We start from the raw sequence: 22657 nt of genomic DNA, 5'->3' as shown, positions 1-22657 counted from the left end.
ATTCGAGACGAAAAGAACGGAGGGCACAATGGCGAAAAATCGCAACGTCAAGACTCATAAGAGGCTGCAGCTCACACTGGGGATCGCAATGGTACTTTTATTGTTGTTAACCGCATGCTCCAGTAATGGGGGCTCTGGAAACAAGGATAAGACAGAGCCGACTCAAAGCGCCGTCAGCAATAAGGGCGGCGATGGCGTAAGCAAAGGAAACGAGGGATCGGATATGCCGGTGTATCCGCTGGATACGAAAGATACTTTCTCATACTGGGCTCCAATCAACGGAAACCTGATTACATTTACAACGAATCTGGCGGAAGCGCCGATCGGGAAGGCGATTGCAGAAGCTACCGGCGTGAAAGTGAACTACATCCATCCGACCGAAAGTCAAGCTGAAGAGCAGTTTAATTTGTTGCTGGCTTCCAGCAAGCTGCCGGATGTGCTGGAGTACGACTGGAGTATTTATCCGGGTGGACCGGAAAAGGCGATTTCAGACGGGGTTATCGTACCGCTAAACGATTTGATCGACCAATATGCGCCTAACCTGAAGAAGATGCTGGAAGCTAATCCAGAACTGGATAAAATGGTGAAGACCGACAGTGGCCAATATTACGTCTTCCCGATGGTGCGAAACGAGGAAGGATTAGTCTTCCGCGGACCAATGCTGCGCAAAGATTGGTTGGATGAGCTAGGGCTGCAATTGCCTGTAACGATAGACGATTGGCATAAGGTTCTGACGGCGTTCAAAGATAAAAAAGGCGCCGTAGCACCGCTGACGGCTCTATACGCGAACAAAATGAATTTGCAGGACGCGTTCTTCGACGCATACAAAACGTCGCACGGCTTCTATATTGACGACCAAGGCAAAGTGAAATACGGTCCGTTAGATCCACAATACAAGGATGTTATGACGCTGTTCCGCCAGTGGTATTCCGAAGGGCTGATTGATAAAGACTTCCCGATCGTCGAGCGCGACACGCTGGATAAGCGGCTTCTGAACGGTGAGTCCGGCGCGACTGTTTTCCTGCTGGGCGGCGGCATGGGCAAATGGCTGGAGTCCGGTAAAGCCCAAAATCCGGCTTTTGATCTTGTAGCTGCTCCTTATCCGGTATTGAAAGCAGGCGAAAGACCGTTCACCGGACAGCGCGATTTCAAATATAACCCGAAAGCAAGCGCGGCCGTGACGACATCGGCGAAAGACCTAGAAACGATCGTAAAATGGCTGGACTTCGCATATAGCGAGCAAGGAACCATGATGTACAACTTCGGCGTTGAAGGTGAAAGCTACACGATGGACAACGGCGTTCCGAAATTTACTGATATGATCGTAAAAAACGATAAGTACACTTCACAGCAGATGTTGGCGCAGTATACGGTTCCGAACGGTCCATTTCCGATGCATGAGCAAAAAACGACCAACACGTTCCCACAACAGGACGAGGCGGTCCAGATTTGGTCGGAGACCGATGCGGCGAAACATATTTTGCCCGCGTTCATTACGCCTACTGTAGATGAGAGCAAGAAGGTAGCGCAGACGATGACGGCAATCAACACGTATCTGGAAGAAATGTTCATCAAATTTGTAATGGGCAACGAGCCGCTCGACAAGTTCGACAGCTTTGTGAAGCAGCTGGAAGATATGGGGATTCGTGATGTAATCGACATCTATCAAGGCGCTTTGGATCGCTACAACAACAGATAACTCCATGTATCGTCCCACGGCTGGCTGCAGGATGCCGTGGGGCAAGGGAATGGTGCAGCCATCCCCTGCCGATAATGCTGGATTTGGATAGGAGGAGTAGGAGATGGCTCAATTGAAGCTGGGACGCAGCAAAGTCACGCATGCCGGTCGTCTGCCGCTTAATATTGCGAAAGACATGGTTAAGAACAAGTATTTGTACATGATGCTTACTCCTGTTTTGTTATATTTCATTATTTTTCATTATTTCCCGATGTACGGTTCGATTATTGCGTTCAAGGATTTTAACCCCCGGCTTGGAATCGGGGGCAGCGCGTGGGTAGGACTTGAGCATTTCAAAGACTTTTTTGGCGGTATGTATTTTTGGCGGGTGTTAAAAAACACTCTGATGATTAGCTTGTACGATCTCATTTTCGGTTTTCCCGCTCCGCTTATTCTCGCCTTGTTGCTTAATGAGGTGAAAAATGCACTGTTCAAGCGTTCGGTTCAGACGATTACTTATTTGCCGCATTTTATTTCGCTTGTCATTATTTGCGGCATGATCAAAGATTTTACGAGCAGTGACGGCGTCATTAACGATATTATCGCATTTTTCGGTGGTGAGCGGGTTACGATGCTGCTGGAGCCGTCTTTTTTCCGGACAATCTTCGTTTCGTCGAATATATGGCAACATATAGGCTGGGGTACAATTATTTATTTGGCCGCGCTGTCTGCGATCGATCTCGAGCAATATGAAGCTTGCAAGATCGACGGGGGTGGACGCTGGAAGCAGATGCTTCATATTACCCTACCCGGTCTGCTTCCCGTTTTCGTTATATTGCTCATCCTAAACATTGGCCGAATTATGAGCGTTGGCTTCGAGAAAGTTATTCTGTTGTACAACCCGACCACTTATGTGACAGGAGATGTCATTTCCTCGTATGTGTACCGGATCGGGCTTCAAGATTTTCAATTCAGTTTCAGCTCCGCTGTCGGATTGTTCAACTCCGTGATTAACTTCGCGCTTGTTATCGGCTCCAACTGGATAAGCCGGAAGTTGAACAATACGGGTTTGTGGTAGAGGAGGGTTCGCATGCGAGTAAGCTTGGGTGAACATATATTCCGGGTTTGCAATACGTTGTTTTTGTCCGCGCTCATGATTGTAACAGTGTACCCAATTCTATACGTGGCATTTGCTTCATTCAGCGAACCAGCACTGATGATGGCGCATAAGGGCATTCTTTGGAAGCCGCTGGGCTTCTCGCTTGAAACATATGAGGCGGTATTCAGCAACCCGATGATCCTGCTCGGCTACCGCAACACATTATTTATTGTCATTGTAGGCGTGGCTCTCAATTTGCTGCTTACTTCTTTTGCCGCATACGCTTTGTCCAGAAAAACATTGCAATATCGCAAGCAGCTTACGTTGGTTATCGTATTTACCATGTTTTTCAGCGGTGGATTAATTCCGTTCTACTTGCTGGTCAGAGGGTTGGGCATTACGGACACACTGTGGGCGCTGATCCTGCCTACCGCAATAAGCGCATTTAACCTCATTATCATGCGAACATCGTTCGAGGCAGTGCCGGATGCGCTAGAAGAGTCGGCCAAGATCGACGGCGCCAACGACTTTGGCATTCTGTTCCGCATCTTCCTGCCGCTATGCAAGCCCGTGCTTGCAGTGGTAGGCCTGTATTACGGAGTAAGCCACTGGAACTCCTGGTTTAACGCCATGATCTTCCTTCAGGATCGGTCGCTGTATCCGTTGCAGTTGATCCTGCGAGAAATTTTGATTATTGGCGAGGCAAACTCCATGGCGGAAGGAGCCTCCCAAGATGAGATCATCATATTGGGCGAGACATTGAAATACGCCACGATTATGGTAGCAACCCTTCCGATTTTTCTGGTCTATCCGCTATTGCAAAAATATTTCGTGAAAGGCGCCTTGATCGGTGCCATTAAAGGTTAGGAGAAGGGGTGGACTTCAGAGATGAGCAATGAAAATGTGAAACTGAAACCATCCGAGCTGACGGCTTGGTGGGATAAAGTGAAGATTAAAGTTGATCATATGATCGAAGCGGGCTGGACAGAAGCGCCACATGTTTCGGCGGCGGGCAAATATGACCAGATCAAAGTGGATCAGTGGATTTCAGGCTTCTGGCCGGGCATTCTGTGGATTCTGTACGATATGACCGGCGAGCAACGTTATCGGGAGGAGGCGGAGCCTTGGGACGAACGCATGGAGCAATGTTACTTGCGGGACAACCATTTCCACCACGATGTTGGCTTTCAGTTCCTGCCGACATCGGTTATCCGCTACAAGCTGACCGGCGACCCGGACGCTCGGCGGCGCGGCCTGTTCGCCGCCAACTATCTGGCGGGCAGGTACAACCCGGCAGGACAGTTCATTCGAGCCTGGCCCCGCAACCAGACGGGTTGGTCGATCATCGATTCGATGATGAATTTGCCGCTTCTGTTCTGGGCGAGTGAAGAAAGCGATGATCCGCGCTTCAAGCATATTGCGGTCGCCCATGCAGATATGGTGCTTCGCTCATTCATCCGAGGCGACGGCTCGGTGCATCATATCGTTATCTTCGATCCGGAGACGGGCGAAGTGGAGCGTTATGACGGCGGACAGGGCTTCGCGCCGCAATCGTCCTGGTCGCGGGGCCAAGCTTGGGCACTCTACGGGATGAGTTGCGCTTACCGCTATACGGGAGAAGCGCGTTACTTGAATGCGGCGAAAGGGGTGGCGCATTATTTCATCAGCGCGTTGGCGGAAGACGATGTACCGCATTGGGATTTCCGTGCGGCGACCGACTTGACGGACGAGCCGCGCGACACCTCGGCGGCGAGCTGCGCAGCATCTGGCTTGATCGATATCGCGTCGCAGGTAGCTCCTGAGGAAGCCGCTTTATATCAGCGCGCGGCCACGCGCATTCTTCGCTCGCTGTCGAACAACTACAGTGCGCTCGACAAGCCGGAGTATGAAGGCATCCTGCTCGGCGCAACCGGTCATAAGCCAGTCAATACCAACATCAACGTATCGCTGATTTACGGCGATTACTATTATATTGAAGCTTTGGCGAAGAGCAAAGGCTGGAGCCAGCATGTTTTTTAAGCGGGATCAAAGGCTGTAATCACGAAGCCGGGAGGACAGGAAGCTCCTCCCGGCTTCCGTATTTTTGAGAGGAGGTGCCGGACGGAACGAAGGGAATGATTCAATAACCATCATTTCATAATAGAAAGGATGAAAATGAATTATGGGAACCAAATGTATGACGTTCATTATTTTGATCTGTATGCTGGTTGTGTTAATACCAGGAACGGCAAGTGCGGCTGATACGAAGTTCACAATTGGCAGCTCCGACGTGACGGCGAGCGGAGATGACGGCAACGTTCCAGCCAACACGGTGGACGGCGATTTCTTAACACGTTGGTCGGCGAATGGCGACATGCAATGGATCCAGTACGATTTGGGCGTAAATCGCAAAGTGTCTTTCATCAAAATTGCATTTCTGAATGGGTCAAGCCGCACTTCTACTTTTGATATTTTGACGTCAATGGACGGTTCCACCTTTACGACCGTCAGCAGCGGAGTTGTGAGCAGCCTTGTGGAAGGTCTGCAAACGTTCGATTTTCCGGATGTCGATTCTACCCGCTATGTGAGGATCGTTGGGCACGGCAATTCCTCCAACCTGTGGAACAGCTATTCTGAAGTTGAACTCTACGGCACCGCGAGCGTATCTCCGCCAGCCGCAAGCAAGTTGGCGATTACCGTGCCACAACTTATGGCCAGCGGAGATGACGGCAATATCGTCGCGTATACAATCGACGGCGATCTTAACACGCGCTGGTCAGCGAGTGGCGAAGGGGAGTGGGTCCAATACGACCTTGGATCGAGCAAGCGGGTGGAATACGTGAAGATTGCCTTCACCAACGGGGTGGAGCGAACTTTCGCTTTTGATATCCAGACTTCGTATGATGGCTATAACTTCAGTACAGTGCTTTCGGGAGCGGTCAGCAGTCTGAGCAACAGCTTGCAGACGTTTGATTTTGCCGATGTTGCCCCCGTCCGCTACGTTCGTATTGTTGGCCACGGCAACTCGGTGAACGCCTGGAACAGCTTTGCCGAGGTCGAAATTTATGGTAGCGATTCAAGCGGCAGCGGTAGCGAAGGGACGGTCGTCGAAGTTAGCACTTCCACGCAGTTGGCTGCCGAGGTTGCAACCGCTACGGCGGGTAAAACGATTGTGTTGGCAAACGGCACGTATTCGCGTACAAGCCCGTTTGCTGTTCAGAACAAAAACGGCACTGCCAACGCACCAATCGTCATTAAAGCGAAAAACCGCGGTCAGGCTATCATCTCGGGAGCATCAGGCTTCCGCGTCGAGAACTCCTCGCATGTGGTGCTGGACGGATTAAAGTTTACGAACACAAGCAATGGCGCAGTGGTGTTGGAAGGCTCGCACCATGTGCGACTGACCCGTAATACGTTTGCGCTTCCAAGCTCGGGGAGCGGCCTGATGTGGCTGCAAGTGCGGGGCACGAACAGCCATCATAACCGCATCGACCGGAACGACTTCGGACTGAAGAGCGACACCGAACCGCTGATCGCTTACGAAGGACAGGATGGCTCAGGTCAAATTTCGCAATACGATATTATCGAATACAACTATTTCCATGATGTAGGCCCATGGGTAGCTAACGGCAAAGAGACAATTCGTCTCGGCTTGTCGGGTCTTACGCTCTCCCACGGCTATAATACGATACAATACAATGTATTTCAGAATTGCGATGGAGAACCGGAAATCATATCGGTCAAGAGCAGCAGCAATTCCGTGCGCTTCAATACATTCCGCACGTCCAAGGGCAGTCTGACGCTGCGGCATGGCCATAACAACAGCGTATATGGTAACTTCTTCCTCGGGGACGGCGTGGAGTCGGATCAGGAAGGCATCCGGATGTTCGGCAATGACCATAAGATTTATAACAACTACTTTGAGAATTTGACTGGCGAAGCAATCTACTTGCCTAACGGAGACTTTGACGGCGGTACTGGAGGCTCCCCTCCAAGTCCGACGGTCGAACAATTGCGCAAACAATGGAAAGTTTACCGGGCGCTTATCGTCAACAATACGATTGTAAACAGCAAAACCGGTATCGTCATCGGCTCGGGCAAAGCGTATGCTCCGCAGGATTCCGTCGTGGCGAACAATATCGTATACAACAGCACCGGCACGCTTTATTACGAGGCGGCGACAACGAATACGCTGTTCCAAGGTAACATCGGGTTTGGCAGCACTATTAGCAACATATCGCGCAGCTCGGAGCAGATCCGAAATATCAATCCGCTGCTGACTGCGGTGAACGGCATTCAGAAACTGTCCGCGAGCAGCCCGGCAATTGCTGCAGCTGTGGGGACATACACGTTCGTGCTGGCGGATATGGACGGTCAAATGCGGGCGACAGCAGATGTGGGGGCGGACGAATATTCCGGCGCGCCTCTACTGAATCGCCCGCTAGCGGCCGACAATGTGGGGCTGAATACGCCTTAGGATCGATATATGTGCAAGCATGCCGGCGGTTGGTTCGCCGGCATGACTATGTCGATCCATTGATGTATGGAGCAGTCCTGTTATTCACTTCATTTGGAAGGATGGGAGACCATGTTTCACAGCAATTATGGAGCAGCGGGAAAAAACGAGGTGACTGCACATGCATACTAGCACAATGTTGCCGGCTCCGCGTGGAGGCGGCTTCCGTATGGAAGGTTATTGGGTATGGTGCGGTTCCGTCGTGCAGGGCGAGGACGGCAAATTCCATATGTTTGCCTCGCGCTGGCCGAAGACACTGCCGATGCATCCCGGCTGGATGACAGCTTCAGAGATTGTCAGGGCAGACTCGGATACCCCCGAGGGACCGTACCGATTCTGCGAGGTGGCGCTTCCGGCGAGGGGAGCGGAATATTGGGACGGACGCTGCACGCACAACCCCCATATCGTCAAGCACAACAACAAATATTTGCTTTATTATACGGGTTCGACCCATCCGCTAAGCGATCCAGAGCCGCCCGGGAATTTCGGGTTAACCGATCCTCAATGCATCGTGGCGCGGGCGAACAAACGGGTAGGTCTGGCTATAGCGGACAGCGTTTTGGGCCCGTGGCGCAGAGCGGACGAACCGATATTGCCAACACGTCCCGGCCGATTCGATAGCTTTCTGACCTCCAATCCGGCTCCGTGTGTCAGGGAGGATGGTTCCGTGCTGCTGATCTACAAGGCACGTCACTACGAAGGCAACCTGCATGGCGGCATGACGATTGGCGTTGCGTATGCGGATCACTACGAGAGGCTGTACCGGGTGCTGAGTGACGAGCCGGTGTTTCCTCCAGAGTCGTTCCATATCGAAGACCCTTTTATCTGGCAAACAAACGAAGGATACAATTTGATCGCCAAAGATATGGAAGGGCATCTATGCGGAGAAAAATACGGCGGCATCTACGCCAAGTCGCCGGACGGACTGAAATGGAGCTTGCATGGGCAGCCGCAAGGCTATTCCCGGACGGTGCGTTGGGATGACGGCACGGTGCAGACGCTGGGCAATCTAGAGCGGCCGTTCCTGTTGTTCCAGAACGGCAAGCCGACTCATTTGTTCGCGGCCGTCTCGGACGGCAGTGATGGTTTTAAGGACGCTTCCGATACGTGGAACATGGTTATACCTTTGAAGCAATGATTCACTGGGGCTGTGGCAGATTATGAACCGGCACGTGGACAAGGGCAATACAGTTATCGTTATCGAGTATAACCTTGACGTCATCAGTCAGGCGGATTGGATTATCGACATGGGGCCTGATGGCGGCAGTAGGGGTGGCCAAATTATATTTGAGGCGAACCTATACATTTCATTTAAGCGAAACATTCTTTCACAGGGAAATATTTAAAATAATCATGGCTTTTCTGATTGAATCAGACTGTTCAAGCACTAAACACTTCCCTTAAAGTTAAACAGGTTATTTAATTAGGCAACTTGTTGGGCCTGAGTTCGGTACTGAACTCAGGCCTTTTAGTTTTGCTTTAATTCGCTTGTTGTTGTAATAATCGATGTAATTTAATAGCTCTTGTTTAAAATGTGCGATACTTTCGAATTCCTTTAAATATAGAAATTCAGATTTAATGATACCAAAGAAGTTCTCGATGACGGCATTGTCGTAGCAGTTACCTTTACGGGACATACTTTGCTTGATGCCGCGTTCTTCGAGAGCATGACGATACTGTTTCATCTGATAGTGCCAGCCTTGGTCAGAATGAATAAGAGATTTATCTTCATCTGATAATCTATCACGATAACTTAGACTATATTTTAAATAACATCTTACGGTTAATAGGATGATCTCTGCTTCAAAACGCTTCCATTTAGACAAATCTAAGTCTGTTTCCAAAATAATTGCCCCATCCCTTAACTTCAGTTCAATCATCATTAATTTGAGCTATGCACCACAACCCCGCTGCATCGTGCTTGTGATCTAGAGGCGTCCTGCATGCCTGTTGTTCAATACAGAAAATCAGGAAAATAGAACATACTTCTTGAAATTTTGAACAAAACAATTGACCTTAGGTCAGACCTAGGGTTTATTGTTTAGGTATTCCAAGCCGCATCCCTTAGGAGTGACGCTAACCGGATACTTCACAGGCATTTTGGGTTCTTCGTTCTGAACCATTGAAGTCTATGCTTATAGAGGTGCTTTATTTTGGTGTATTAGTTTTATCGGATTAGGATCTCACTCAGTTCACAATGGGAAAAGCTGCTGCTATCTATTGAGCGATGTCATGTCATAAAGCGAAATGTATTAAGGGAGAGGATGCGGCATGAGTCAAGCGAAAGAGCAGATAACTGCCTTTGATTTTGCAAGAGCATTGGCGATCTTCGGCATGGTAATGGTGAACTATAGGCTAGCGATGCAGGCAGAGAGTGGCGGACCTGCATGGTTGCAAGCGATAGCGGGCCTTTTTGAGGGGAGAGCATCCGCCTTGTTTGTCGTGTTGGCTGGTATTGGGGTGGCATTAATGACCTCGAAAGCCCGTAACTCAATGAGCTGGGAACTCATTCCTCAAATCCGGAACAGCTTGTACAAGAGAGCTGCTTTTCTGTTTATATCTGGCGTGCTTTTATTGCTAATAGGCTGGAGTGCCGATATTTTGCATTATTATGCGGTATTTATGCTTGTAGCTGCAGTCTTGATCACAGTATCCGATAATATAATACTAGTTTTGTTTTCGATAATCCTGGTAGCATCGCAGTTGTTTTTAGCCGTATTCGATTACAGCAAGGGATGGGACTCGAGTTTTAAGGAATACATGGGCTTTTGGACGATAGAAGGGTTTACTCGCAATCTGTTATTTAACGGATTTCATCCCATTTTTCCTTGGCTGAGCTTCTTCCTCATCGGCATGTGGATTGGCAGGAAGCGTTGGCTGAATAAGGAAAACCGTTCGAAATTACTAGTATATTCGTTGTCAGGAACGGTTGTTTTTGAATCGATTTCTTTCTTCTTGGTTAAATGGACCTCCCCAGTACTGAGTAAAGAAGCAGCAACTTATCTTTTTGGAACAAAACCGATGCCGCCCACAATGCTGTATGTTTTCTCTGGCATTTGTTCAGCTGTCGCCATCATTGCGATCTGTCTTTATGTGGTCGATAAATTTGAAAATTCCCTTCTGACACAGGCGATGATCCATACAGGACAGTTATCGTTAACCCATTATATCGGGCACGTAGTGATCGGAATTGGTTTTCTTATGACAGTGGGTTATTTGGAAAACGGAAGTCTTTCTTTTGCAATGGCATACGGAACCGTTTATTTCATTATCTCCATTATCTTTTCGAGTCTGTGGAGAAAGTGGATGAAAAGAGGTCCGATTGAGCTGATCATGAGAAAATGGTGCTGAGTGGTGTATGGTCCGGGGAAACCACCGATGGCCGGGTTATGGCGGTCCTGATGCATGCGATGGCCGATAAGGTAAGCCTTTATCAACGACAAGACCTGTCTGTGAAGATCATTCGCCGAAAATTGAATGAAGCGGGAGTCACTCTGCATGGCGGAGATTATCTTTTTTATTTTTCAGAAGCCGATGAGAACGTCTTGCTGCAAAAAAACCTGAAAGGAGACTTTCACTGGTTAACCGAGCAAGATGAGGCGGCTTTCTCCGAGTTCGAATCCTGGCATATATGGAAGCTGAATTATTCCAAATTGTCATTGCGTACCTTTTCCCGTTCCTTTAAATATAGCAGCTCAAATCGATCATCATTTCGTTTATAGAGTTCCGTGTCAGTGAGGCTAAAAGCATTACGTTGGGAGCTTCCATTGGTGATTGGTTTATCTCTCAATGGGGGATACATCCGCTCATATGGACTGGAATCATATTCGCTTTGCTTGCTTTCATGTTGATTATGATAAAAATTAAAGCTTTTAGTTCAAGAGCCACATAAGACCCTTTTTTGAAGCCCAACAGGCGCTACTATAACGGCAGCCTGTTGGGCTAGATGTATTGTCAAGCCAAGTGCGGGAGCGGACCTCCTTGGAACGCTGTTTTATCGATTTACCCACTCATCCATGGGCCGTTTTCTATTCTCTCAACAGTCGTGTTAGTGGAATACACTTGTGCAGAGTATCTGTTTTAAAAAACTATAAGTGATTCCTTTTTAAGGTTAATGTAAGGTTCCTTTAAAACTCGTGTAAAGTAAGAGCTTTATACTAGTCTTTGTACATACTCGAGAATCTACGATCATGATTAGGAACTTATCATTAGGAGGAGCAACATGAATAAACTTAAACATTGGAATACTAAACTACCGAAGTGCATGATTGCCGGCAGTCTTGTTGTCGCATTAAGTACAGGCCCTGTTTTCGGGACGGGGATAGCGATGGCGGCGAAACCAACGATTCAGAACGATTCGTTGCTAGAAGCCGATGCGGCTGTTCATCAGCTTGCGCGCTATCAAGTAGACGCAAGGCTTGATGAGAAGAAGATGACAATTCACGGTACAGAAACTGTGACCTATCGAAACAACACGAAGGATACACTGGACAATATTGTATTTCACACCTTTGCAGATGCAAACCGTTCAAAGGAAACACAGTCGGGTATGTTCGAAAATACAAATGAACGAATGGCAAAGGAAAATCCGGATAAGAAACCTGAAGATTTCCTGGGCGGCATAGACATCAACAATGTGAAGTCGTTAGGTCAACCCTTGAAGTTCGATAATACGAATCAGGCACTTAAGGTTGCATTGGGACAAGCATTGCAGCCCGGGCAATCTATCACACTAGAACTTGAATTCGACGTAAAAATTCCTTATGGCTCACAGCGGTTGTCCCATTACAAGAATATCATCAATGGCGCTCATTGGTTCCCTGTGCTTTCGGTCTATAACCCTGCAGATCATACGTGGGACAAAACTCCTTACAGTACTACATTTGAATCCGATTATTATGATTCTGCGGATTATCAGGTAACCATGAATGTACCCGCCGATTACCAGGTTTCCATGCCTGGAACACTGACCGTACAGGATGCCGAAGCAGGCCGCAAGATGGTAACGGCCACTGCGAATAATACGAGAGAATTTGTCTTCTTCACGAGTCCAGATTTTAAAGTAGAAAGTGTTACACGAGATGGTCTGACCATACAATACTATTACTTTGATAATCAGAAAGACAAAAAACAGATTATCGATCAATATATTGATCAAGCGTTTAAAGTCATTAACTTCTTCAGCGAAAAATATGGTAAATATCCTTATCCGGAGTTCAGAATTGTTGAATCGTACGTTGAAGGGATCGCTGTTGAATTTTCGCGAATGATTCAGATGGGCATGATCGAGGGTCAGCCAGATATTTCAAACCATTCAGCATTTGTCCATGAAATTGCGCATCAATGGTTCCACGCATTAATTGGAAATAATTCTGAGAAGGAATCATTTCTAGATGAAGGATTTGCCGATTTCTCTATGGTTTATTTCTATGAGAAACAAGGAAATCCGTTAAATGGATTCAAGGTGATTCAATTCGATGAAGTATCGTTAGATAGTCCGCTTGATGCGACCAATGATAAGGTTGGCGATTCTCCCGACGCCATTTTTTATAAAAAAGGCCGTCAAGCCATCTATGAGTTGTATCGTACGCTTGGCGAAGAGAAGTTTGATGAGTTGATGCAGACATATTTTGACCAGTATGTATACAAAAATGCGACGATCGAAGGACTGCTTCAGGTTGTTGAGAACAAAGCGGGCAAAAAGATCAGAGATGATTGGGAAGCGGATTTGCGCCAGCCCAATTATTCTTTGAAGTCTGAATATCGTCTAACAGCGGACGAGGAAGCCGCTTATATGTACGAGCAATTTAAATCAATATACCATTCGGTGTTTGTGCAGTTTCCAGAGGTTCCGTCTGAAACGATGAGCCGAATTATCGATAAAACGTTGCAGGGCGAGCCGCTAACGATTATCTTGAGCGACCGTTTGACATCGGACAAAGCAACAAAACAACAGGATCAATTGCTCAACCAATTTCAAGGCTTCTTCCAAATAGCAGGAATAAAGCCAACGATTATAACGGAACGTCAAGTATTAAAAAACAAGCTTAAGAAGGAGCTAGGGGACAGTAATATCATTGTCATAGGCAAACCGGATGCGAATGGGTTTGTACAAGCCTTGAAGTCCGGCATCATCAAGCGTGCTGATACAGTCGGTTTTAAATGGCAGGAAATCATGAATAAGTCTAATCAATCCGGAGCCTACATTATCAAACATCCGTATAACCAGAATCGTCTCATGTTGCATTATTTTTGGACAGGGGACCAATTGAGTGATCAGACGGAAGATCCATTTATGGCTAAAGCATTGGAATCATTGAATTTTTCAAACCATTTCTATCAATATTATGTTCTGAATAACACAGGTAAGAGCAGCAGCGAACAAAAGATCGATAATCCGTATGCGAAACTATTTGCAGAATAATAAATCACAGGGCAGTCTTAGTCCCGAGGGAGTTCCATCCGCACAGCAGGTGAAAATCTAAAAAACAAACGTTTGTACTGTTTTCGGGAATTAACTTTCAAGGATCATTTCGTGTGTTCCATGGCAGCCAAAACGTAGCGAACTTGGATAATTTCAAGAACACCGGTTAATTTGGGCTTGCTCAAAGTTAACCGGTGTTCTTTTTTATTTTTACGAGCTTTAAAATTCGAGAAAATTCTGTGACTTTTAATTGACACTAAACATAGAGGAATATGTTGGGCAAGAGAATGGAGAAGAGGAGGCTATGTTTTAGAATGAAACACTATGCAGGTTGACAAGATCAAACCACAATTGTACTATTTAAGTGTGACTACAGATGTAGTTATAACTTGATTTTGGAGGGTTTAGGCATGACAAAAATACCACCCATCACGGATGCGGAGCTCGAGGTGATGCGCGTATTGTGGGCCAGTCCGAATTGTCCTTCCAGCCAGGTCGTCAAGCAATTGGCGGAACAAGTGGGGTGGAGCCCGAATACGACAAGGACGCTCCTGAACCGTCTAGTGCAGAAAGAAGCGGCGGGAACAACACAGGAAGAGGGATCCAAACGGAACTTTTTGTTCTATCCACTCATCAGCGAACAAGAATATTTGAAGTCGGAGACTAAATCGTTCATGAAGAAACTGTATGGCGGCGCCTTGAAGCCCATGCTCGCTAATTTTTTGCAGGATAAGAAGCTGAACGAGAAAGAAATTGATGACTTGAAAGCTTTGTTTGACGAGAGTCGCAACAACGATGATCGATAAGAAAATTGATTAAAGGTAGAACAATTCAGCCTAACGTCGAACCGCCGCGTAAATCGCGGTTTTTTTATTAGTATAATTTCACAAAATTACCCAGCATACAATTATGAGACGATTCAACAACCCAAAACAACAACGAATCTATGTGAAGACCGGTATCGCCGATTTAATCTTCCATGACCTAGGACTGCTTCCAACGCCAGGTACGCCGGAACCTTGGGGTGGAAAAAACAGCAATAACGAATCCATCGTACGATCAAACTGCTCTCCGGAGGAGTTTTTTTTATTTCATGGATACTCGAAAAGGGTCCGCTAAAATAGTGTTGACAAACTATGACTACAACTGTAGTATTAAATTATAACTACACGTGTAGTTTTAAAACAGGATCACAGAAAGGAGTTTTTCACATGAAAGCAGCATCAAAATTAGCCATCGCAACCCTCAGCAGTGTTCTACTATTGGGTTCATCGATGAACCTTGAGGTAGACGCGGCTTCTTCCAAGTCAGCCCAGAAGTCGACGGCTAAAAAAGCAGCCGTCCAAGCTCCAACGGCAGCGGAAAAAAAGGTGGTTGACGCAGAAATTAAGAGAGTGAAGGATTTGACCGCCAAGACTGGAGATACCTATGTCATGTATTATAAGTACAAGGCACTCAACAGCGGACTTGATCTTAACTACTGGGGGCTGACGAAGGAATACATTTCCTTTGATGAATATCTCCAGAAAGCATCAACCTTAAAAGGCGTTGTCTTGCAAAAGCCCTCCAACCTGCCAGAAGGTTACACTTTCTCCAAAGCGAGAATCGGAGGACCCTTGGGAGGCAAGTTCATCGATGATTTGAGAGCTGAAGGGAAGAAGAGCGGCAAACCGGTCTTCACGAAAAAAATGGACTGGAAAGAAGCCGACGATATTCGCCTGGAATACACGAACGGGGAAGATACGCTTGCGATTACGAAGTTTGTGGTGGATGCGAAGGAAGGGAAGAAGAAAGGTTATTTTGACGATAACCTTCCGGCAAACATTTTCCCAAAATACATTTATTGGCAAGATGGCGGCAAATTCGGATACAGCCTTTCAACTTCATCCGATATCACCCGAGAACAGAAGATTGAAATTCTAAAAGCAGCGGTCAAGAAGTGATAGGTTGCCTTGAGCATGCGCAGCAGTTCGCCCATCCTATGCATTCTGCGCAAGTTTGATTTGGAGGTTGTATATATGAACCGAATACCATCCATAACGGATGCAGAGCTCGAAATTTTGCGGGTATTGTGGCTAAATCCAGATTGCTATTCTAGTGAAGTTGTTCAACAAATGACGGATCGAATGGGCTGGAGCCCGAATACGACCCGAACGCTTCTTAGCCGACTGGTACAGAAGGAAGCGGCGGGCGTGAAGCTGGAGCAGAGTTCGCGGCGTATGCAATTATTTTATCCTCGGTTCAGCGAGCAAGAATATCAGCGTTCCGAGACTACTTCCTTCATGGAGAAGATGTATGGTGGTTCCATTATGCCGATGTTGGCTAATTTCCTCCAAGATGAGAAGCTGAATACGCAGGAAATTGAGGATTTGAAGAGGTTATTTGACAATAGCGGCAGAATTGGGGAACTAGAAAAGAGAGAATCTAAATGAGTCCAAGCTTATACGAAACTGTTGTGTCATTCTTCGGCTGGGTGATCCAGGGATCGTTCATGGCAGGCATTCTGGTCATGCTGATCTTGATTCTGCAATTCTTATTCCAAAACAAACTGGAAGCCAGATGGAAATATTTGCTCTGGATACCAGTGGCGATCCGCTTGCTGCTTCCTTGGGCACCAGAGTCTTCTCTTAGCCTTTATAATGTATTGTCTCTGGAATCCTTCATGCCTGGCATTCACCAGCAAATGCAAGATCCATCGATAAGTGCAAGCGAGACAGGAGAACAAGTAAAGGGTTCAGTGGCGGAGAAATATGGAATTGTCGTTAGGATAACGGAATTAACCGCACCCACGGATACATCGGGAAGCAAGCCGGAGAACTATTTCTGGTGGAATGAAATTACAGCCATGGGCGTTGTTCCAGTCTTGGTACTGATCTGGCTTACGGGTGTACTGCTTCTCGTCGCGAAAACCATATACGATCAGCTGCGATTGCAACATGCCCTGCGCGCTGGTAGCCGTATAGAAACGCCTTTGTTATTGGCCTTGTTCCATGATACACGGCAGCAGCTCGGCGTGAAGCGCAAAGTTGAATTTGTTTCCAGCGAGCGTATTCCCGGTCCGGCCGTCGTTGGGTTTTGTAAGCCGACAGTCGTCATCTCTCCAAGTCTACTGATGTCGCTGCATGAAGGACAGCTTCAGTATATCTTGGCGCATGAATTCGCTCATGTCCGTCGCAGGGATGTAGCCGTGAATTGGATCATGCACTTGGTTCTGATTCTCCATTGGTTCAACCCACTTGTATGGCTTGCAGTGAACAGAGCGCGACAAGATCAAGAGATGGCCTGTGATGCCTTCGTGCTGGATCGAATGAGACCACAGCAAAATAATGCGTATGGGCAGACGATCATCCAAGTGTTGGAACATTTCTCGGGAGATCATCGCCTGCCGGGACTTGCCGGCCTATCTGCGACACATAAACAAATGAAAAGGAGACTTATCATGATCAAACAATTCAATAAAAAATCATATCGCCTTTCTATCTTAGGGATGACAATCATTCTCGCGCTTGGCAGCGTGACGCTGGTCAATGCCAAAGAAAAAGATGATGGGAACGCAACGATAGCTGTTTCAGTACAATCAGAAGCTGGGGATCGTCAATTAGATATCACCTATCCTGAGGAATTCAATGGGTCTAAGGTAGACCGTACGTTGTATAAGCAAGAAATGGATAAAATGAATAAACTAGCGGCGGATGCAGCTAAGGCACTTCCTGCAGAGGATAAAAAATATATCGATAATGAAATCAATCGCGTGAAGGAATTGGTTAAAGAGACGGGTGACACGTATGTCATCTATCATAAATATAACGCGTTGAACAGCGGACTTAATCTTAGCTATTGGGGGCTGACGAAGGAATATGCTTCCTTTGATGAATATCTTCAGAAAGCAGCAACCTTAAAAGGCGCTGTCTTGCAAGAGCCTTCCAACCTGCCAGAAGGCTATACTTTCTCCAAAGCGAGAATCGAAGGACCCTTGGGAGGCAAGTTCATCGATGATTTGAGAGCTGAAGGGAAGAAGAGCGGCAAACCGGTCTTCACGAAAAAAATGGACTGGAAAGAAGCCGACGATATTCGCCTGGAATACACGAACGGGAAAGATACGCTTGCGATTACGAAGTATACTGTGGACGCCGATGGAAGCAAGAATAATGGATTTTTTGACGATGATTTACCAGCAAATGTTTTCCCAAAATACGTTTTTTGGCAAGATGGCGGTAAATTTGGATATAGCATTTCAACCTCATCGGATCTATCACGACAAGAGAAGATCGAAATTCTGAAAGCTGCAGTTAAAAAATAACATCTCAAGGCAGGCGCCCATATCACCCTATAACTAGGGTCGATATGGGTTTTTTATGTTGGAACAATTGATATAAGTGAATGATTATCTTAGTAAATTGCTTATCATATAAAAAGTGAGGTGAGTGATGGGCAGTGGACGGCAACACTGCGGTTTGCTTCGATGGATGAAGTTACGAACTATTACTGTCCAATGACACAAAAGTGCCTACATTGTGGTTTATTGACTTAAAGTTACCTACATAGTCGCGCTATGATGATTTATGCACTAAGAAATGTCCTGTATGAAAAGTCTAAGATAAATAAAAGGAACAGGGAAGGGATCCGCTCGGAGGTAAGTCACCACAGACCAGTCGGAAGGAGTAAAGAAGAAAGCTAAGAGATCACATCGTTAACTGTGATTAGAAAATCTATTCTTTACTGATCGTTCTCAATATGTTACATTTACTATTAGGGAGGGAATCGAATGGCAAGAAGCAAAGAATTCGAAGAGAACGAAGTATTAGATAAGGCAATGAAGCTTTTTTGGGAACAGGGTTACGAGAAGACATCTTTGACAGATCTTGTAGAGCATATGGGAGTTCATCGAAGAAGTTTATATGACACATTTGGCGACAAGCATACGCTGTTTTTGAAAGCCATGGACCGTTTTCGCGATAAGGTGAATGCTGAGCTTACGAGGGAAGTTAAACGTTCCAAGACTGCAACTGAGGCACTTCAGCTTATCTTTAGTTTCATAATAAATGGTGAAGAAGATTCGCCCTCAGGCTGTTTGATGGTGAATTCAGCGGTGGAATTAGCAATGCGCGATGCCAATGTGGATTTGAAGTCCACTGAATCGTTCACATTATCAGAGAAGCTGCTCAAAGATATTATTCTGTGGGGGCAGCAGGATGAAGAATTTAGCTTGGATTACAATGCCGACGATCTAGCGGAACATCTGCATTCTGTTTGTGTGGGGTTAAGGGTAATGACAAGGACCTCCGTACCTAAAGAAAAATTACATCGAATAGCCGATTTATCAATTAAACTTTTACATAAGTAATTATTATTTAAATATAATTGCTTATGCATATTCTAGAATGATTGTTCTCATAACTGAGTATTGTCTCGTTTATAGATCTCTTTAAACGATCCTTCTTGTATATTTTTTAGAATGATCGTTCTCAAAATATGTTTCTTTCCTTGCTTTAGTTTTCTTTCATGAATGATCTATTCTTGTGTACATTTTAGAATGATCATTCCCATATAGTAGTTAATAGATGAATAAAAGGAGTAAATAAAATGATAATTTCTGAACAAGTGGCATTTGTAACTGGAGCAAACCGAGGTTTTGGCCGCCATCTCACCCTTGAACTTCTATCCAGAGGGGCTAAGGTTTATGCAGGTGCAAGAAATCCGGAAACCATTGATATTCCAGGCGTTATACCTGTAAAGCTTGATATTACCAACACTCAAGAAGTTGAAGCAGCTGCTATCCTGGCTAAGGACGTTACGCTTTTAATCAACAATGCAGGATCATCTACTGGCGCTTCTTTGCTGGAAGGTGATGTGGACAAAATACAGTTGGAGTTTGATACGCACTTCTTCGGTACGCTATACATGGTTCGTGCTTTTGCACCGATCATTGAGAAAAACGGGGGAGGATCGGTTTTAAATATTCTTTCCGCATTATCTTGGTTTAGTTCCGGAACTGCGGGTGCTTATACAGCCGCGAAGGCTGCAGCATGGGCATTGACGAACGATTTACGTATAAACTTGTATCCACATAATGTGAGAGTAGCAGGATTACATGTTGGCTTTATGGAGACAGACATGACATCCAGCTTAGAAGTTCCCAAAGTAAGCCCTGCAGATATCGCAAAAATAGCTATTGATGGCATAGAATCTGGCAGTTTTGAAATTATTGCTGATGATAACAGCCGAATGATACAAGGTGGACTTGCAGGTGGCGTTCCTGCACTGTACCCTCATCTTTCTTAATAACAATTTCATTTCTAACTTAATTTATAGAGGAGACTACAAAATGAACAAATTGTGGAGTAATACGAAAATTGGAAATATGGAATTACCTCATCGATTAGCAATGGCACCTATGACACGTAGTAGAGCACAAAAGGACGGCACACCGGGAGAACTAAGCTCCCTTTATTATGCTCAGAGAGCATCAATGGGATTAATTATTAGTGAAGGTACACAACCTTCTGATGATGGACAAGGTTATTTAAATTCACCTGGCATCTATACTGAAAAGCAAATAGAAGGTTGGAAAAAGGTTACCGATGCATTACATGAAGCAGGGTGCTTTATGTATATACAATTAATGCATGTGGGCCGTATATCGCACCCCGACAATACTCCGCATCATCGACAAGCAGTTGCACCTTCAGCGATCGCACCTGGTGTAGAAATGTTTACTGATAAAGGAATGCAGGAAATACCCGTTCCACGAGAGCTAAGCGAAGAAGATATTCAAAATACTATTGCAGACTTTCGAAAAGCAGCTGCAGCAGCTATTAAAGCAGGTGCTGATGGGGTTGAAATTCATGGAGCCAACGGTTATCTAATTAATCAATTTATTGGTGAGAATTCTAATAAACGAATCGATAAATACGGTGGATCTGTGGAGAATCGTGCTCGTTTTGCAATCGAAGTAACAAAAGCAGTAGTTGAAGAAATTGGAGCAGAAAGAACCGGTTTCCGGATTTCACCAGGAACACCTCTTGGTGGGATTGATGAAGGCGCACAAGGACCAGAGGTTTATCGCCATCTTGTAAAAGAATTAGCTAAGTTTAATTTAGCATACCTCCATGTTATGCATTTAGGGAATGAAATACTGCTCCGTGAAATTCGTTCAATTTGGTCAAATCCATTATTGGTCAATCGAGCAGGGCGGGCACTTGAAGATATTAGTGTAGATATTGATAGTGGTACTGCTGATGTGGTGCCAGTCGGTATCTGGTCTTTAGCTAATCCGGATTTTGTGGAACGTCTAAAAAAAGGAACACCTTTAAATGAAGTTGATCCTAAAACATTATACGCTGGTAACGGAAGCTTAGGTTATACAGACTACCCTATAATGGAAGAATTAAAAGCTCAACAGCAATAAGAATAAGTGAAACCACAAATGGCGTACAACTGAAAATTGTACGCCATAAGATTTGCAAATGGAAAGGAAGCTGGCACAACATGAAAGCTGCTCAAATACAGAAATACTCAAAAGAAATTCATTTGGAAATAAACAATGTTAAAATACCGAAAATCGATAATCGTGAGGTACTCGTTAAAGTAGAAGCTGCAGGTGTAAATCCTTTAGATATTCTTATTTTAAATGGCAGTATCCGAATGATTGCTGATTATGATTTCCCATTAACATTAGGCAATGAACTTTCTGGTGTTATAGAAGCATGTGGTAAAGATGTTGTTGATTTTCAGGTTGGTAACCGAGTTTATACGAGGTTGCCGGTGAATAAAATAGGAGCTTTCGCTGAATATGTGGCGGTCAAAGATGAAGCTATATTTAAAATGCCTAAAAATCTATCCTTTATTGAAGCAGCTGCGGTCCCACTTACTGCTTTAACAGCTTATCAAGCATTGAAAGAAGTGCTCAACGCTCAGCCTAATGCAAAACTATTTATTCCTGGCGGAACTGGCGGATTCGGTGCTATGGCAATCCCTATTGCTAAAGCAATGGGGTTATACGTTATTACAAGTGGCAGTGAAAGAGGTCGATCACGTGTACTGTCGATTGGAGCAGATGAATTTATAAATTATAAGGAGGAAAACTATGCTGAGGTTCTATCCAATATAGATTATGTTATAGACACCTTGGGTACAAACGAAATAAAAAGGGAACTTGATATTTTAAAACCTCAAGGAAAATTAGTATCATTGAAGGCTTTACCAAATTATCGCTTTGCCGTTGAAAATAATCTTCCAATGTGGAAAAAAATGTTGTTTGCTTTAGTAGGTGCACGTTTAGACCGTTTAGCAGCAAGAGATAAAAAAGAATATCACTTTTTATTTGTGCAAGCCAATGGAAGACAGCTACAAGAGATTACTAGCCTTATTGAAAATGACAATATTAAACCTTCAATTGATTCTACTTACAAATTTGATGATATTAATAAGGCGCTACAACAAGTTTCTACTGGTCACTCACAAGGCAAAGTTATTATAACTTTCTAAGGGAGAGAGCGAATCTAGCCGACTGTCTGTGACCGAGAAGAAGACTACTTCGTTTCACTCTGCATACGGTTTGATGAACGGCTGAGACGTGCTTGGTAGTTTGCTCAGCAGCTACCTCGTCCATTTCAAGAGATGGCGGATTCGAATGGGGAGAACAAAACAAGGTTACCCAGCGAATTGGATCCCAATCAGCCGCAACTTTACTAGACGAGAGTACGGCTCGGACCCTAAAAACTAGCGTGTAATTGACTGAATTAGAACAACATTAAAGAACCGCTACATAAGAGAATATCCATTTTGAAGATGTCATCGGAATACTTATTTCTGAAATACTAATAATTAAAAGCAATGCTAAGAAGAAATGCGTGATATGTTAGATAGGGTTTTTCCTGGCAAAATCATGATTTCTAAATACCGAAGGCTATTACCTAATGGAGATAGTCTTTTTGATTGAAGAAAAATTTTTTTTGATGA

17 protein-coding genes and 3 pseudogenes are annotated in these 22657 nt (G+C 45.3%); 19 read left to right on the top strand and 1 reads right to left on the bottom strand.

What is annotated here, in order from left to right:
- Positions 1 to 28: 28 nt before the first annotated feature.
- The 7 genes and pseudogenes from MKX35_RS18505 to MKX35_RS18475 all read left to right on the top strand — a co-directional run.
- Positions 29 to 1699: an extracellular solute-binding protein gene (locus MKX35_RS18505; RefSeq protein ID WP_076299864.1), complete on the top strand. Its 1671-nt coding sequence runs from the start codon at positions 29 to 31 to the stop codon at positions 1697 to 1699.
- A gap of 103 nt (positions 1700 to 1802) precedes the next feature.
- The gene (locus tag MKX35_RS18500) at positions 1803 to 2756 is read left to right on the top strand and encodes an ABC transporter permease (RefSeq protein WP_042188470.1); all 954 of its coding nucleotides are present in this window, start codon (positions 1803 to 1805) and stop codon (positions 2754 to 2756) included.
- Positions 2757 to 2768: 12 nt separating this feature from the next.
- Positions 2769 to 3644: a carbohydrate ABC transporter permease gene (locus MKX35_RS18495; RefSeq protein ID WP_076299865.1), complete on the top strand. Its 876-nt coding sequence runs from the start codon at positions 2769 to 2771 to the stop codon at positions 3642 to 3644.
- 21 nt (positions 3645 to 3665) lie between these two features.
- Positions 3666 to 4796: a glycoside hydrolase family 88 protein gene (locus tag MKX35_RS18490; protein ID WP_076299866.1), complete on the top strand. Its 1131-nt coding sequence runs from the start codon at positions 3666 to 3668 to the stop codon at positions 4794 to 4796.
- A 157-nt stretch (positions 4797 to 4953) separates the two neighbouring features.
- The gene (locus MKX35_RS18485) at positions 4954 to 7233 is read left to right on the top strand and encodes a chondroitinase-B domain-containing protein (protein WP_256716328.1); all 2280 of its coding nucleotides are present in this window, start codon (positions 4954 to 4956) and stop codon (positions 7231 to 7233) included.
- A 208-nt stretch (positions 7234 to 7441) separates the two neighbouring features.
- Positions 7442 to 8410, top strand: coding sequence for a glycoside hydrolase family protein (locus MKX35_RS18480; RefSeq protein WP_256716329.1), 969 nt, complete (start codon positions 7442 to 7444; stop codon positions 8408 to 8410).
- A gap of 10 nt (positions 8411 to 8420) precedes the next feature.
- A pseudogene (locus MKX35_RS18475) lies at positions 8421 to 8623 on the top strand (hypothetical protein); the annotation flags it as partial.
- A gap of 64 nt (positions 8624 to 8687) precedes the next feature.
- Here the strand turns inward: MKX35_RS18475 and MKX35_RS18470 are convergent.
- Positions 8688 to 9011: pseudogene (locus MKX35_RS18470) on the bottom strand (IS3 family transposase); the annotation flags it as partial.
- Between the two features lie 532 nt (positions 9012 to 9543).
- Here MKX35_RS18470 and MKX35_RS18465 point away from each other — a divergent pair.
- The 12 genes and pseudogenes from MKX35_RS18465 (at position 9544) to MKX35_RS18410 (ending at position 22183) form a co-directional block, all read left to right on the top strand.
- Positions 9544 to 10623, top strand: coding sequence for a DUF418 domain-containing protein (locus MKX35_RS18465; protein ID WP_076299868.1), 1080 nt, complete (start codon positions 9544 to 9546; stop codon positions 10621 to 10623).
- A complete protein-coding gene (locus MKX35_RS18460) occupies positions 10614 to 10994 on the top strand; it encodes a hypothetical protein (RefSeq protein ID WP_076299869.1) in 381 nt (126 codons plus the stop codon). Before MKX35_RS18465 ends, MKX35_RS18460 begins: the two co-directional genes overlap by 10 nt.
- A 26-nt stretch (positions 10995 to 11020) precedes the next feature.
- Positions 11021 to 11164, top strand: a pseudogene (locus MKX35_RS18455) (MFS transporter); the annotation flags it as partial.
- 330 nt (positions 11165 to 11494) lie between these two features.
- Positions 11495 to 13696, top strand: coding sequence for a M1 family metallopeptidase (locus MKX35_RS18450; protein WP_076299870.1), 2202 nt, complete (start codon positions 11495 to 11497; stop codon positions 13694 to 13696).
- Between the two features lie 410 nt (positions 13697 to 14106).
- Positions 14107 to 14502 (top strand): BlaI/MecI/CopY family transcriptional regulator, encoded by a 396-nt coding sequence (locus tag MKX35_RS18445; RefSeq protein ID WP_076283655.1) that lies wholly within the window; start codon positions 14107 to 14109, stop codon positions 14500 to 14502.
- Positions 14503 to 14907: 405 nt separating this feature from the next.
- Complete coding sequence (locus MKX35_RS18440) at positions 14908 to 15639, top strand: hypothetical protein (protein WP_341044391.1); 732 nt, start codon at positions 14908 to 14910, stop codon at positions 15637 to 15639.
- Between the two features lie 75 nt (positions 15640 to 15714).
- Positions 15715 to 16128 (top strand): BlaI/MecI/CopY family transcriptional regulator, encoded by a 414-nt coding sequence (locus MKX35_RS18435; protein WP_076301167.1) that lies wholly within the window; start codon positions 15715 to 15717, stop codon positions 16126 to 16128.
- On the top strand, positions 16125 to 17996 hold the full coding sequence (locus tag MKX35_RS18430; protein WP_341044390.1) for a M56 family metallopeptidase: 1872 nt from the start codon (positions 16125 to 16127) through the stop codon (positions 17994 to 17996). Before MKX35_RS18435 ends, MKX35_RS18430 begins: the two co-directional genes overlap by 4 nt.
- 465 nt (positions 17997 to 18461) lie before the next feature.
- Positions 18462 to 19040: a TetR/AcrR family transcriptional regulator gene (locus tag MKX35_RS18425; protein ID WP_076298628.1), complete on the top strand. Its 579-nt coding sequence runs from the start codon at positions 18462 to 18464 to the stop codon at positions 19038 to 19040.
- 239 nt (positions 19041 to 19279) lie between these two features.
- Complete coding sequence (locus MKX35_RS18420; protein WP_076298629.1) at positions 19280 to 19978, top strand: SDR family oxidoreductase; 699 nt, start codon at positions 19280 to 19282, stop codon at positions 19976 to 19978.
- A gap of 43 nt (positions 19979 to 20021) precedes the next feature.
- Complete coding sequence (locus MKX35_RS18415; protein WP_076298630.1) at positions 20022 to 21104, top strand: alkene reductase; 1083 nt, start codon at positions 20022 to 20024, stop codon at positions 21102 to 21104.
- A gap of 80 nt (positions 21105 to 21184) precedes the next feature.
- The gene (locus tag MKX35_RS18410; RefSeq protein WP_076298631.1) at positions 21185 to 22183 is read left to right on the top strand and encodes an NADP-dependent oxidoreductase; all 999 of its coding nucleotides are present in this window, start codon (positions 21185 to 21187) and stop codon (positions 22181 to 22183) included.
- Positions 22184 to 22657: the final 474 nt, after the last annotated feature.

Origin of the sequence: Paenibacillus sp. FSL R5-0923 (assembly GCF_038009145.1) — a bacterium.
In the GTDB taxonomy this organism is placed as follows: Bacteria; Bacillota; Bacilli; order Paenibacillales; family Paenibacillaceae; genus Paenibacillus_AQ.
Note: the sequence above shows the minus strand (reverse complement) of the source record. Positions and strands in the feature narration are given on the sequence as shown.